Origin of the sequence: Methylocapsa sp. S129, assembly GCF_009765995.1 — a bacterium.
GTDB lineage: Bacteria > Pseudomonadota > Alphaproteobacteria > Rhizobiales > Beijerinckiaceae > Roseiarcus.
Map to the genome: position 1 here is coordinate 348172 of NZ_LMUI01000016.1, position 13663 is coordinate 361834.

Consider the following 13663-nt stretch of genomic DNA (forward strand, 5'->3'; position numbering starts at 1 on the left):
CCGATGTCGCGCGTATTGCTGCAAGACATTGTCATGGATTATCCCGTCCTGGGCGCCTATGATCGCTCGCTCAAGCGGCTTCTGTTCCGTCGCGCGCTCGGCGAGAGCCGCGTCAAGGTCGTGCGCGCGCTCGATGGCGTTTCACTCGCCGCGGCTTCCGGAGACCGGATCGGTCTGCAGGGACCCAACGGTAGCGGCAAATCGACGTTGCTGCGCCTGATCGCGGGCGTCTATCCGCCGACCAGCGGCGCGCGCGACATTCGCGGTGCGGTCATGCCGCTGCTCGGCCTCGGGGTCGGCGTCAATCCCGACTTCACCGCGGAGGACAACATTCGCCTGCTGCTGCGGATCGGCGGCCATGCCTTCGATCAGGCGGTTGTCGACGAAATCTGGGACTTCACCGAACTTGACGAACGGGCGCGAAGCCTGCCGCTGCGCACATTCTCTTCCGGCATGCAGATGCGCGTTCTCTTCGGCGCCGCCACCGCCTTCCCGACGGACATCCTGCTGCTCGACGAATGGCTCAGCGTCGTCGACCAAAAATTCTCCGCCAAGGCGGAGAAGCGCCTGCGCGATCTCGTATCGCGGGCGGACGTCGTCTTTATCGCCTCGCACGATCGCGACCTGCTGAACCGCGTCTGCACGCGCATCGTCACGCTCGATCAGGGCCGCATCGCCGGCGTCGCAACCGCGGACGCACGGGGCCGCAACGAATTGAACCTGGAAAGATTGCAAGCATGAAACGCATCCTCTTTGTCAGCGAATCTCTTGGCGAACCCAATCACCAACGCGGCATTTTCCATTTCACGCGCGAGCTTGCCCGCTCGCTGAACGCCGAGGGCCACGAACTGACGCTGCTTGTGGAGCGGACGGCGCGCTTTCGCAGCTTGCGCCGCGATCAGCGCCGCGCTCGCCTGTTCCCGGAGAACGAACATTCCGTCGAACTGCTCGCGCTCTACCGATTTCTTGGCGACGTCGGCGTCAATATCGTCGACATGAGATCCAGCATGCGTAAGACTGTGGATTGGGTTCGCAGTCGCTTGCAAGCGATCCTTTCGGTAGATGTGCTGATATGCCTCGCACAAGCGTTCATCGGCCGCGCCATGCGCGGCGCGGTCATCGCCAATGCCGCCGCGGTTTTCGACTATCTGCCGGCCGAGCTCGAACATTTGAAGCTGTTCCACAAATTTCGCCTCGATTCCGGCATCTACAGCTATCAGGAGCTCTCCGCCCTCGCGCGGCTTCCGGCGCCGCGCCTCGACGTCAGCGGCTATGATCTTGTCATCGTCGACAGCCCGACGCGCATCGCTATGGCGAAGAATTCGCGCGCCCGAATCGTCGGCGTCGTTCACGACCTGCTGCCGATCACCGACATTCGGCTGTCGGATGTCGCCACTCACCTGTTCTTGTTCCGACTGACAACGACATTGCGAAATGCGACGGAGCTTCTGTTCGTGTCGGAATATACGCGCGACCGGTTCCGCCAGCTCCTGCCGAAATTCGCCGATCTGCCGGGCAAGGTCGTCTTTCCGCGCACCCGGTTCCCCGCGCAATTGCCGCGCCGCGAGCCGGTCTCCCGTCCGACATTCGTCGTGATCGTTTCCTATGAATATCGAAAGAACCTGCCGACGCTGATCCGCGCTTTCGCCAAACTCCCTCAGGCTCAGCTTGTCATCATCGGCTCGCTTGGCCGCGCCTCCATCGTCCGGCGCCTGCCCGAGAACGTCACCTATACCGGCTTTGTCGACGATCAGGAAAAGCAGGCGCTGATGGGCGACGCCACCGCTCTGATCATGCCAAGCCTTGCTGAAGGATTCGGGGTTCCTATCATCGAGGCCTTCGCCGCGAATGTTCCGGTCCTGTGTTCCGACATTGCCGTATTTCGCGAAGTCGCCGGCGACCTGGCGATCTATTTCGATCCGCTTTCGTCGGCCTCGATGCGGGACGCCATTGTCGAGGCGATCGCGACGGAACGGGCTTTGCGCGACCGGATCGCCGGGCGGCGCGACGAACTGATCCACCGCTTTGGCACGCTCACCCATGCGCGCGACATTCTGGCGCCCTGTCCGCCGCGCGGCGAGAGCCCCGTCGAGCTGCATTTCGCCCCTTCCCAGGGGCGCCCAAACCCTGCCGTCGGCGCGTTGTAGCGCCCGACACAGCCCACGCGCCGGCCCTGATCGCATGCGACATCGGCGGCGATGGGCCGGGATGTCGGAGCTTGTCAAGCCAGCTTTGATTTTCGCGCGTCAATTTCGAAACGAAAATGGCGCCGCGCCGTCATGCCGCACAGCGCGGAGCGCCGCGTCGCCGCCACGACCCATATTATGCAATCTTAAAATGAACAATTAATAATTGCATTATATGGTGATTCGAGACAGGCTGACATTGTTGGAGATGAATCTGTCCGGTCCTTGTGATCGAGAACGTGGGCGAAGGGAGAGGCCATGAGCGGGTTGTCGTCGTTAGGGTCCGTCGCGAGCCAACCGTATCGCTATAATGATCGCGAGGAATTCACCATCGGCGAGATGGCGCGTGAATTCGGCCTCAGCCTGCGGACTCTGCGCTTCTATGAAGACAGGCGCATGATTCACCCGCGCCGTGAGGGCGGCTCCCGATTTTATAGCGGCCAGGAGCGGCTTCGATTGCAAATGATCCTCAGGGGCAAACAGCTTGGCTTCACTCTGAGTGAAATAGGCGATCTGATTGGCTCACAGGGCGGCGCGCCCAATTCGGAATTCGAGGAAAAGCTGCATTCCGATCGAATCCTCAACCAGATCAGCCATCTTGAACGCCAGCGCGCCGAGATCGAAGACGCGATCGCGCAATTGCGCGCGACGCAGATGCGGCGTGCGGAGCGGAGCGCATAGGGCGATGTCCGGAGGACACGTCCGGTAAGCGGACGATTTTTGCGCGTCGGGGATATCGTCCGAGCGAAAGGCCGCCGGCGATCGACGCATGCGGCCGAGTCATCACAATCGCAACGCGGATAGCCGCCGATCGATGAACGCGAGCCCGCGGTGGCGCATGGCGTCGGCGGGAGGGCGGAGGGCCGCGCCTGGCCCTCCGGTGGAAGCGCTTAGTTGCAGCCGCAGCCGTGCGAACCGCCGCCGAGAAGACCGCTGAGAACGCTGACGTTCTTGACGACCGCCGTGATTGGCGCGACGGCGGACACGTTGGTCTTGTTGTTGCTCAGCACGCTCACGTTGTTAAGCGCGGTGATGTTGAGCGCCGAGACCGAGGTCGTGATCGGAGCCAGGATGTTGCCGATCAGCGAGGTTGACTTATGCGAAGCGCCGGCGAAGGCCGGAGAAGCGATGAGAGCGGCAAGAGACACGGCAATAAGATATTTCATGACTTCCTCCATTGATGTTCAGGCAAGTGATCATCGAATGCCCGATGAAATAACTATTGCTGAATTATTATAATAAGCAACAATGTGTATATATTTACACTAAAATTTAATATTAACCCTATACTTACCTTACGTAAACCGCGATACATTACGCTACGTAAGCAAAAACTGTACTTATTTCTGATATATACGCTGTAACAATTGGATGTAGTTTGCAATAGACCACAAAATTTACCGACTGTTATCCTTAATTCCTCATCCTGCGCGTCGGAGACCTCGCGCATGATCCGTCGGAAGCTCTTTGCGGTCCTTGTCGTTCCGTGGCTTGCGACGCCTGCGGCCCTGGCGCAAACCGCTACGCCGGCGCCCGATACATTGGCCACGGGATCGATCGGTCTGCGCGGCGGATTTGATTCCAACCCCACTGACAGCGAGGGCGGTCGCGGCAGCGCCTTCGAGACGCAGACTTTCTCATTCGACTATCTGCGCGGCGCCGAACAAGAGGGGATCGGCGTCAAGCTTGCGGGGTCGAACACGCTTTACGATCCGCGCGTCGCGGCCCCGAGCACGAGCGTCGTCGCCGCGCTGACCGCGGCGCTGCGGCCGGCGCCGAACCTCACGCTGCGCACCAGCCTGACGACGACAGTCGACGACAGTTGGTCGCGCCGTTCGCAAGCGGAGCAATGGCATAACCGCATCGAATACGAAACGTCGCAATTTCGCGTTTTCGCCAATCTTGACGCGACGGTGACAGCGCTCAACGAACGCAACATCTTCGCCAATGGCGGATTCTTGCCTTCCGACGAAAACTTTGTGACCGTCACGGCTCTGTCAGGCGCGGCCTACAAGACCGGCTTTGGAGAATTTGGCGCGTCGGTCGCCGCTTCACGCGTCGACTATCTCGAAGACAGCGATTATCTCGGACTCGACCGCAGTCATGACACGCTGCAGCCGAACGCGTTCTTCTCGGCAAACTTGCGCGGCGCGGAGCTGGAAGGGTCGGTGTCGCCGTTCGCGGCCAATTTCGATACGAGTGATTTCGATCCCGTCCGGCAATTGCTTTACACGGCCAAGGCTAAAATTCCGCTCGGCGCGTGGACGTTGGGTCTTGGGTCGACGCGGACGGTGCAGGACACGACGCTGCCCTTTTCCGCCATCGACTTGACGCAGGCGCACGAGGCCTCGGTCAGCTACAAGTTCGACGCCCACAACGCCGTGAACTTCACGGCGCGCTTCAAGCGCGACGACTATCTCGGCCTCGGCGCGTGGAGCACGACCTTGCTCGGCGGCGTCGATTTCGCCCATGATTTCGGCGGCGGGCTGCTGGGCACCGCCACCGCGTCCGTCCGCCAGGTGAAACAACCCGGAGAGACGTTGCCCTGGTCGTTGAATCTGCAAATAGGTCTGCAGAAACAATTCGATTTCGGGGGAGGGCAGAAAGCGGCCGCCGATAACGCCGCCGGCGCCAAGCCTCCCGCGTCTTAATGAGCGGAACGGCGGAATCCTGTCAGGCCGCTGCTATCGCTTCGATTTCAATCAGGAAGTCCGGACCGTAGAGCCGCGACACTTCAACCAAAGTGACCGCGGGCGCGGCGGCCGGCGCAGTCGTCGCGAAAAAACGATTCCGCGCTTCTCGATAGGCGGAGAGATTATCCATGTCCCGGAGGAAGACTGTCAGCTTGACGAGATTGGCCGCCGTGCAACCGACCGATTGGAGGGCGAGCCCCAAGTTTTGGAATACCTGCGTCGCTTGCGCGGCAAAATCATCCTTGCCGACCAGTTCGCCCTCGCGGTCAAGCGCCGTCTGCCCCGCGATGAAGATGATCCGACCGGCGCGCATTTCGACGACCTGCGAATAGCCGGGCGGGGCGCCGAGTTCGGGCGGGTTTATGCGCCGGATTGACGCCGATGCATCCTCGCTCATTTTGAGTTTTTCGCTTGCCGCCATGCCCGCTCGCGCCTCCAAAAAGCCGCGCTGTTCAATAAACCTTGATTTGGACGCCGCCCGTCATAGGTGGAATGCTTTCGTAAGCGCCCGGGCCATTGCACCAGACGCGTCAGTAGCGCCGCTCCAATGAGGGAATAGCATGGGAAGCCTTCACCGAAAATCGTTCGCTGTTGTCGCGCCGTTTGTCGGCGCGGCGTTGATAGCGGGGGCGGTCTGCGCCCAGACGGCGGCGCCGCCAGCCGCTGCGAAACCGCACAAGAATGCGACGCCATCGGCCCTGGTCGTGGTCACCAATTCGCGCGCCGTCGCGCTCACCGAGCTGGACGCCACGCCGACGGGGACGTTCATACCGAGGAAAATCGCCGCCAATATCGCCCCCGGCAAAAAAGCTTCGGTGAGCGTCGCGACCGACAAAGACTGCGTGTTCGACCTGCATGGCGTCTACGCCGACGGATCGAACACCGATTCGGAGAGCGTCGATTTGTGCAAGGACAAGAGCGTCAATCTCGTGAACTGACAGGCCCCGCCGCTTACGGCGCAGCGCTCTGCGCCCGCGTCAGCGAGAAAATGCAGGTCTCCATCAATTCGCCCGCGTGCGGATCATCGGCGCGGGCGACGACATTGGGTTTGGGCTGCCGGCCGGTCTCATCCTTGGCGACCACCATATTGGGCGTCACAAGCTGGATATTGGCGCCGATGCCGCGCCCTTTTCCGAGCAGATTTTCGCGCAGTGCATATTCCTTGCCCAGATCCCGTCTTTGCCCGGCGCTCGTCGCGAGCGCCGTTCTGATTCCCTCCAGGAACGGCGCGGGATGGCGCGCCATCGCCAGCAGGATGGTTTCGCCGCCTGGACCGATCGCGACGGGAATATTGACGTCGGGAGCGCTGGCGAGGTCGCGGATGGCGCCGGGCTGCGTTTCGTCGAAGGCGTAAAGTTTGGATTGCAAAAGCCCGGTATAGCCGACCCGGAACGTCGCATCCGCGCCGACCGGCAATTTGTCATTCGGCGCGAGCGGCACGCTGACGCCGGCCGCCGCCAGGGACGGGAAGCTCGGGTCGGACACCAGGACCTGCCAACTGCAGGCAGGGCCGCCCTGGGCCAGTCCGGCCTGCGGAATCATCCAGGCGATCGGAATGCTGGCGCCCGGCGCAACCTCGGGATTTTCGGCGAAGGTCTGCGCCTTCACGCGCGCCAGCAGCGTGCGATCATCGGGCAAAAGATGAAGGCCGATATTGGCCACCAGCGCTTCCGCATCGGCTTTGGTCGTAGCGGCGACAACCCAACGCACGCGGCTCGCGCCCGCAAAGGCTTTTACGCGTTGGGCGAAGGCGGTTATGTCGGAATCATTGGCGAGGATCGCCGGCGCGCCGAAAGCTGCGCCGCTTGCAAAGCTTGCCGCCACGATCGCCGCCGCGCCGGCCAGGGCGCGTAGCGCGCGCCGGATCGGCTTGCCTTTGCCGGCGCTCTCGCGCGCTCGTTTTCGATCGATCATGGCTTCCTCGCCGTTCTCCGGAGGAGTTCTGGCCGGCGCTTCAGGCCGGGCACAGGCTCCGGTCGTTCGTCACCTTGAATTGATATTCGATCTCGGCGCCCAGACGGTCCTGCAGAAAGCTCTCCGTCGTCGTCAGCACCGCGGCGCCGGACAGGCCTTGCAGGTGCTTGCGCAGATCGGCCTGGAGCGCCGACAGTTCGATGCTGGGATCGCGCGTCGCCACCACGAACAATCGCACCTCGTCCTCCACAGGTTCGATCGGAATGGCGGTCATCAGGTCGAGCGTCGCATCGGAGGCAGGCGCCGCGCTCTGCGGGTGAAAATGATCAGCGTCGAGAATAACCGGGTCAGCCGCCCGCGACACGGCGGCGATGAAAATGCGAGGCGGGCGCAGCTTGCTCGCAAAAGGCAGGCCGTCGCGCGCCGTCACTCGCATGAGCAGCGTCTCGCCGCCGATGACCAGGGGCTGCCGCTGTTCGTCGAAACAATCGCTCAGCAATTGCAGCTTATCGGTTGCGGAATCGTAGCGGGCGCGCTGCGGTTCCGTGTCTCCGGCGTCGACCTGGATGCCGCGGGTCTGGGCCGCCGCCGCCGTCACGGGCGCCCAGGCCAATTCGATGGGAGCATGGGCAAGCGCCGTCCATGCGGTAAAAAGCAGCGCGAGCGCGCAAACCGCGGCGCCAAGCCCGATCGCCCGCTTCGGCGTGACGATCTCGTGCATGGCGAAAGGACCGAGCGCCTCTTCGACGCCGTCCAGCGTATCGGCGAAGACGAAATCGAGCGCCGCACCCGCATCGCTGGCTTCGGTTTTCAGGCGCTGAAGGGTCGACGCCTCGGCGGCGGCGAGCGAGCGGCCGTCGGGCGTCGTCGAAGGCAGGACCACCGTCATCCGCGCGCCGGCGAGCGCCTTACGATGCTGAACGATGTAATCGCCCACCAGCATCAGCTTGCCGCGCAGGCCATCCACGGGACCGACCGCGACGACGGGCGCGCCGGGGCCGCCCGGCAGCTTGATTTCTCCCGTCGCGAAAACCACGCCGGGATCGCGTCCAAACGCCTGGCAGATCGCCGCCAGCGCCAGGCCGAGCCCCGCCGAGCGGGCGTTTTCGTCGGAAAGGCGGCCGATCTGGAGATCGGATATGCGCAGGTTCCACGGATTGACGCGTCCGTTGCGCCGCCCGAGCCATAATTTGGCGCGGCGGGCGTCGACGAAGCGCGACACCGCCTCACGAACCGTCTGGCCGATGCCGTAAAGGCCAAAGTCGAAAAGTTCGGAAATCTGCGGCAATAAGCGGGCGGGATGGGCTTCGGGGGCGATATCGCCGGCGATCGCCTCGAACACTTGAGCAGACTCGCCGTTCGCACCCACAAGAGGCACGAACACGCGAGCGATCACAGCGCGCCATCCAGCAACTGGAGTTCAAAAGCCGACAGGTCAGCATCGCTGATCGCCGCTTCCTCGAACACCAGATGGAGCCGGCCGTCGCGATCGAAGACGCCGTCGGCGGCCAGATTGGCGCCAAAACGAACCCGCGCCGTGCGATTGGCGTAGGCCGACAGGCCGGTGAGGCCCTGGGCCTGAAGCTCCATGACATGGGCGCCGCCCGTCTCGCGCGACAGTTTGGCCAGGACCAGCCCGTCCGAACTCATCAGGCCCGCGTCCGGGAAGCGCCATTCGCCGGGCCCTTTGGCCGCAAGCGCCTGGAAGGCGGTGGTCGCCCGGCCAAGGCTGCGTCCGCGCCTTAGATCCTCTTGAGCAAGCGCTGTTTGCGTCGTGACGCGAAGCGTCCGCAGGAAGCGGGCGGCCTCACGGCTATCGAATTGGTTTGTCATGGAAATCTCCTTAACCGGCATCTTGCGCCATGCTGGCCCCCGATCACCGGTTTTTGATTACGGTCTGGAGGAATCCGTCTTCCACACAAACTGGGCGGTCCGGCTTGAAAGATCGTCGATATAGGCCTCAAGATCATTGTCGAAATCGGCTTTAAGACGTCGGCGCAGGTAGAGATTGGAGCCCATGACGTCGGCCAAGGACCGTCCAGCCATGATCGAGGCCAGCAGGCTCATTTCCTGGGCGTCGATGACGCCGGCGGCCACGGCGCCTTCCAGGAAGGGCGCGGCTTCCTCGGCGTCCATCAGCGGTTCGGCCGGCTCGTCTGCCAGCGCCTCGCTTTGCGTCGCCTCCATTACATCAAAGGATAGGAGGAACGTCTGATCCTGTCCGGCCAGGCGCGTCAGGATCGCCGATCCGAGCAGGCTGGCCGTGAAAGCCTTGGCGTCCTTATAGCCGGGGATCGGCGCCGAAAAGAAGGCCACGTCGAGTTCCCGCTGGTCCGGGCGGCGGCCAAACTGGCCGTTCATTTCCGCCTTCAGGATCTTGAGGAAGGCGTTAGCGGCCTTCAGCGTGTTGACCCCGACCGCATCGTCGCCGACCAGCCATTCCTTGGGACAAAGGCCGAGCCGCAGCACCTCGGCATAGGGACGATTGGCGGCGTCGAGGCATTTCAGGATGCGGTTGGAGAGTTCGAACAGGTCGCGCTTGTCGTTGAACCGGCGCATTTTCGGCTCTCCGCCCATCAGCGCCTTCCAGATCGACAGGGCGCCTGCGGCGCGAACTGCGCGCGGACCGATCGCATGCGAGCCGATCAAAGCGGCAAGGTTATCGGCTGAGGATGGCCCGTCGCCGCGGGCGCCGATGGGCCGGTCGAGAACATTGTCGAAGTAGAAGTCAGCGGCGTCCTCGGCGTTGTTGGGCGGCGGATAGGCCCAGGCGCCGACAAGGATGTCGGAATATTTGCGGTTTGACACCAGGCTGCGGTGGACGCGCTCGAATAGCGAGAACGGCTTGATCGCAACGACCTCGTCGCTGTCGCTCAAACTGTCGTTGCCATTGACCAGATTGGCCAGATGGCCGGCGAAATAGGCGACAATGTCGCGGCCGCCTTTGGGCGCGCTGGCCGGGCTCATGGGTGACGCTCTCGCTGCAATGCTTTCTCCAGTTCGACGAATCATCGTCACAGCGGCGGGGGGAGTAGATTCCCGCGCAGCCCGAATTTCCCCAGCGGTTACTATATCATAGTCGAAGGGCGTTGTTTGCTTTTACAGATGGCGATATTGGCTTAATCTTCGGTTTATTCCAAGCGTCGCGAAGGCGGCGCCCCGTAGACTGGCCGCCGCGGCGCTTCTTGTCGGAGGCGGCGGCCTTCCGCCGAGCTGGCGGATAAAATTAGACGCGTGGCGCCCATTCGATGACCGACCGTTCGCCGGACCAACTCCTGGAGCGCTTGATACCCGCACTTGCCGATGTCCCGGGCGTCGTCGCTATTGTGCTCGGGGGATCGCGGGCCAGAGGAACGGCGACCGCCAGTTCCGACTACGATCTCGGGCTCTATTATGGCCCGCGAGCGCAACTGGATACGGATCGCCTCCTCGATGTGGCGAAGGGTCTGGTCGACGATCCCCGCGCAGCCGCCGTGACTCCTGTTGGCGAGTGGGGACCATGGATCGTTGGCGGCGGTTGGCTGTCCATCGGCGGTCGAAAGGTGGACCTTCTCTATCGTAACGGCGAGGCGGTGACGCAGGTCATCCACGCCTGCACGGCTGGTCGCATCAATATGGACTATCAGCCAGGGCATCCGCATGGTTTCTGCTCGGCGATATGGATGGGGGAGGTCGCGCTTTGCCTGCCGTTGCACGATCCGCAGGCGATGATCGCTGAGTTGAAGGCGATGACGTCGCCCTATCCGGAGGCGTTGCGGGAGGCGCTCGTTCGCCGATTTCTGTGGGAGGTTCTGTTCAGCATCGAGAACGGGGAGATTGCGATCCCCCGTGGCGAGCAGACGCATATTGCGGGATGCGCCTATCGGGCGCTGTGCTGCATCGGTCAGGTGTTGTTCGCCCTCAACCGGCGCTATCTCATCAATGAGAAAGGCGCTCTGGATGAGGCGGCGGCGTTTCCGCTCACCATTGCAGAATTGTCGGGGCAGGCGGCGGCGGTCTGGCGGGCGATCGGCTGCGGCGAATTCGGCGACGCGTTCACGACGCTGCGGGCTTGCGAGCATGAACTGAAGGCGCTGGCCGCGGCGACCAGCTAGGCCGCTTTCAGCCCAAAGCCGCCCCATCAATGGGCCGCCATACGCGATCCCCACGCTTTCCTTGCCTCAGACGGCGGACAATCCAGCTTCGCATTCGCCGACGCCAGGGCTCCGCTCACTGTTCGGCAAATCCTGAATCCGTCAGCCGGATCATGTTGAGATCGAGTCTCAACCAATGGCGATCGATCGCATAATCCAACCCTGCCTCGTAATCGGGTTGCCTGCCCATATTCCTGGTCAGGAATTCAATTTTGACTTGCCCGGCCCTCAGGGTTTCGCCCGGACGAATTTGGTTGGCGTGGAAGATGCTTAGAACGGATTTTGCATAGTCTTCGTCTGCCGGAAGCGTAGCCATCTCGTCTTCCTCCCGCGGTGCTGAACCTGAAGATGTTGGGCCAGCATTTCTCCATATATGTAGCGCTGAGCGCATAAGGTATCCATGCGGAAGTCGGACTGCCGGCACAAACCCGATGTCAATCTCCTGCCGCCAAGCCGCTGATCGACAATCCGGATTGTGTCAGGGCCACGGTGGAGGAGAAGACGCCAGGACGCACGGCGCATACGCCGGAAAACTCTGACCTCTGGCGGCCCAAAGAAGAAGGAGCGGAGCGCTCGCGACGGCGTGCGACACTAAAAAATTGTCGCAGAGATATCTACCTGTCGCGACAGTGCGGCTCGCGCGACTGGTCTGGCGGCCCTACGTCGATCGAACGATCGCAGGGCAAGCTTCTTTATGACTCGCTTACGCGACTCCCCAACGAAGCGAATTGTAACTTTATGATCATTCGCTGTAGTCGGCTCTGTGCGGGTCGCGAGACTGACACGGCGCGCCGAAGCGCGCCGTGGTTCGGTTCAGGCATTCGTGGCGACTGCGCCTCATGTCTCGCCGCCTCCTATTGCCCCCGGAGTAATTTCGGTGACTGCGATGATGCGTTCCGCCTCGGCTTCTCTCCAGCGATCTGAATTCGACGACTTTTTATTCGCGCCGATTGGCGATGAGAGAAACGGAATGTTGCTCAGCGTCATTTCGGCGCTGGCGCGACTGGACCTGGATCCTTGGCTGGAGGCCGCCAGTTTAGCTCGGATGCCGAGGGAAACCGCGACCGAAAGAATGGCCGCATTGATCTTGGCGCTACCTGACCCGACATCGGCGCACCGGGATCCCGAGGCTATCGCCACCCGCTTGATCGCGCTCTTGCCGCGCCCGGGCGCCTCGAGCCTTCCGCAGCGGGAGGCTTTGCTCGCCCGCAGCGCGGCGACCAGAACTCGGGTCATCGTATTCGCGATCCTGATGACCCTTCTGTTGACGACTCAATTCCTGATGAGAAGTCGTCAACCGTCGGCGCAGGCCGACAGCGATCATGCGCCGGCGTCCAGCATGGTTTCACCGCCGGGTTCTAATCCCTAGCGATCGGGAGCGCCGCTGTTCGTGCTCGCCGCCGACGCCGAACGGCGAGCGCTTCGCATCGCCGGCAGCCGCATCGTCAAGCCGATGGAGAATGTCTGGGTAAAGGCCCCTTATGAAATCCTTATGCCGGAGGCCGTCATTCGATATGGCGTTCTTGCGGCGTTCGGCGCTAGCAAGACGGCCCAATCGATGCGGCCTTGTTCAGGAGATTGCCGTGTTTGAGAACACTCTCGGGGCCAGAGTCGCTGCAAGAGCGTCGGCCCACGGGGCGAATTACCGCCCTCTGTCGCTGACGGATTTTGCTCACATTCTGCTGGCGATTTTCTCCATCGGCGCCGCCGTCTTGTTCTTTGGGTGGTTGATGCTTTTAAATCCGCTCCGACCGGCGAATTCAGGCTTGGGCGCGGAGTCGGATTGCACCAGTTTGGGCAGGGGCGGCGTCTATTGCGCCAAGCCTCTTTCAGCCAACGGTCAATCCAATATTGGCTCAGGTCAGGAAAATGGTTGCGCCAGTTTGGGCAAGGGAGGCCGTGTCTGCGCCGAGCATCCCTGAATGAGAACCATCCCAATTGATCGGCAGAAGTGATGTCGATCTCAAAGAGCCCATTGCGATTCGGCTCTCAGTCAAATCAAACGCTGCATAACGCCCGCGAACGCGCGTCGTAACGACGCGTGCGAGCGAGCGGCGCTCGCTATTGTTGGACGCAAGTCGGGCCGGCGCAAAAAAGAAGCAAACGGTGGAAGTCATGCAAGTCAGTTACACCAACAGCCTCGAAGGCGGCCGGCGTCATCATTCAATCGGCCGCGTCAAGGCGTCCTCCGGCTGGCGCGCTGTCAACGCCCCCGCCGTCGAGGCCGACCGTTCGGCGGCCGTGCGCGCGTTGATCCGCGAAGCGGAAGAATATGACGCCGACGCGATTATCGGTCTCGATTTCGAAGTTGACAGCATCAACGGCGCCGATATTGGCGGCGCCCCGCTGCAGCGCGTCGCCGCGACCGGCATTGCGGTCAAGTTTGACGAAGCGGCCTGATCGGCGGCGTGGCCTCCACATGAGATGCAACCTCAAGCAATATCAAGCGACGATACTCTTCCAGCGTTCATCCCAACATGAACCGGAGACCCGCCCTTATGGGCTTCTTATGCGCGTGGCCGTACTTCGATATCGACCCTTTACGCAGTTCAGGTGCAATGTTCTCAGCGCGGCGAGCCAACTGAGCCGCGTTTGGAAGGAGATCATGCGGAGCGCACTCTCTGGTGAGCGCGCTGTCGAAAGGTGGCCCTTTTGCTCCGACTGGCGGGTCGGCGCACCGGACCGTTCATGATCTTCGATGTGGCGCAGGTCCCTCGCGATCGTCGTTTAATCGCCT

At 62.2% G+C, this 13663-nt stretch carries 14 protein-coding genes; 7 read left to right on the forward strand and 7 right to left on the reverse strand.

Features of this window, described 5'->3' with window-relative positions:
- The first annotated feature begins 3 nt into the window (after nt 1–3).
- The 3 genes from GSQ90_RS10935 to GSQ90_RS10945 all read left to right on the forward strand — a co-directional run bounded on the left by GSQ90_RS10935 (nt 4) and on the right by GSQ90_RS10945 (nt 2867).
- Nucleotides 4–741: an ABC transporter ATP-binding protein gene (locus tag GSQ90_RS10935; protein WP_158814848.1), complete on the forward strand. Its 738-nt coding sequence runs from the start codon at nt 4–6 to the stop codon at nt 739–741.
- Entirely contained in the window at nt 738–2147 is a 1410-nt protein-coding gene (locus GSQ90_RS10940; RefSeq protein ID WP_158814849.1) for a glycosyltransferase family 1 protein, read from the forward strand. Before GSQ90_RS10935 ends, GSQ90_RS10940 begins: the two co-directional genes overlap by 4 nt.
- Before the next feature lie 297 nt (nt 2148–2444).
- Complete coding sequence (locus GSQ90_RS10945; RefSeq protein ID WP_158814850.1) at nt 2445–2867, forward strand: MerR family transcriptional regulator; 423 nt, start codon at nt 2445–2447, stop codon at nt 2865–2867.
- A 209-nt stretch (nt 2868–3076) separates the two neighbouring features.
- On the opposite strand, the gene GSQ90_RS10950 is transcribed toward GSQ90_RS10945, so the two are convergent.
- Nucleotides 3077–3352: a hypothetical protein gene (locus GSQ90_RS10950; protein WP_158814851.1), complete on the reverse strand. Its 276-nt coding sequence runs from the start codon at nt 3350–3352 to the stop codon at nt 3077–3079.
- A gap of 282 nt (nt 3353–3634) precedes the next feature.
- Here GSQ90_RS10950 and GSQ90_RS10955 point away from each other — a divergent pair, with 282 nt between their 5' ends.
- Nucleotides 3635–4837, forward strand: a complete 1203-nt coding sequence (locus GSQ90_RS10955) for a hypothetical protein (protein WP_158814852.1) — start codon at nt 3635–3637, stop codon at nt 4835–4837.
- 22 nt (nt 4838–4859) lie between these two features.
- Here GSQ90_RS10955 and GSQ90_RS10960 read toward each other — a convergent pair whose 3' ends face one another.
- Nucleotides 4860–5276: a RidA family protein gene (locus tag GSQ90_RS10960; RefSeq protein WP_158814853.1), complete on the reverse strand. Its 417-nt coding sequence runs from the start codon at nt 5274–5276 to the stop codon at nt 4860–4862.
- A gap of 163 nt (nt 5277–5439) precedes the next feature.
- Here GSQ90_RS10960 and GSQ90_RS10965 point away from each other — a divergent pair, with 163 nt between their 5' ends.
- Complete coding sequence (locus tag GSQ90_RS10965; RefSeq protein ID WP_158814854.1) at nt 5440–5817, forward strand: hypothetical protein; 378 nt, start codon at nt 5440–5442, stop codon at nt 5815–5817.
- Between the two features lie 13 nt (nt 5818–5830).
- On the opposite strand, the gene GSQ90_RS10970 is transcribed toward GSQ90_RS10965, so the two are convergent.
- From GSQ90_RS10970 to GSQ90_RS10985, 4 genes are read right to left on the reverse strand one after another with little or no spacing between them, the layout of a single operon-like run.
- Nucleotides 5831–6793 (reverse strand): hypothetical protein, encoded by a 963-nt coding sequence (locus GSQ90_RS10970; RefSeq protein WP_158814855.1) that lies wholly within the window; start codon nt 6791–6793, stop codon nt 5831–5833.
- Nucleotides 6794–6833: 40 nt separating this feature from the next.
- The gene (locus GSQ90_RS10975) at nt 6834–8189 is read right to left on the reverse strand and encodes a hypothetical protein (RefSeq protein WP_158814856.1); all 1356 of its coding nucleotides are present in this window, start codon (nt 8187–8189) and stop codon (nt 6834–6836) included.
- Nucleotides 8186–8626, reverse strand: a complete 441-nt coding sequence (locus tag GSQ90_RS10980; RefSeq protein ID WP_158814857.1) for a hypothetical protein — start codon at nt 8624–8626, stop codon at nt 8186–8188. Before GSQ90_RS10980 ends, GSQ90_RS10975 begins: the two co-directional genes overlap by 4 nt.
- 57 nt (nt 8627–8683) lie before the next feature.
- Entirely contained in the window at nt 8684–9760 is a 1077-nt protein-coding gene (locus tag GSQ90_RS10985; protein WP_158814858.1) for a hypothetical protein, read from the reverse strand.
- A 281-nt stretch (nt 9761–10041) separates the two neighbouring features.
- Here GSQ90_RS10985 and GSQ90_RS10990 point away from each other — a divergent pair, with 281 nt between their 5' ends.
- On the forward strand, nt 10042–10887 hold the full coding sequence (locus tag GSQ90_RS10990) for a nucleotidyltransferase domain-containing protein (protein ID WP_158814859.1): 846 nt from the start codon (nt 10042–10044) through the stop codon (nt 10885–10887).
- A gap of 115 nt (nt 10888–11002) precedes the next feature.
- On the opposite strand, the gene GSQ90_RS10995 is transcribed toward GSQ90_RS10990, so the two are convergent.
- Nucleotides 11003–11242: a hypothetical protein gene (locus GSQ90_RS10995; RefSeq protein ID WP_158814860.1), complete on the reverse strand. Its 240-nt coding sequence runs from the start codon at nt 11240–11242 to the stop codon at nt 11003–11005.
- A 1799-nt stretch (nt 11243–13041) separates the two neighbouring features.
- Between GSQ90_RS10995 and GSQ90_RS11000 the strand changes: the two genes are divergently transcribed.
- A complete protein-coding gene (locus GSQ90_RS11000) occupies nt 13042–13326 on the forward strand; it encodes a heavy metal-binding domain-containing protein (RefSeq protein ID WP_246731534.1) in 285 nt (94 codons plus the stop codon).
- The last annotated feature ends 337 nt before the right edge of the window (nt 13327–13663 follow it).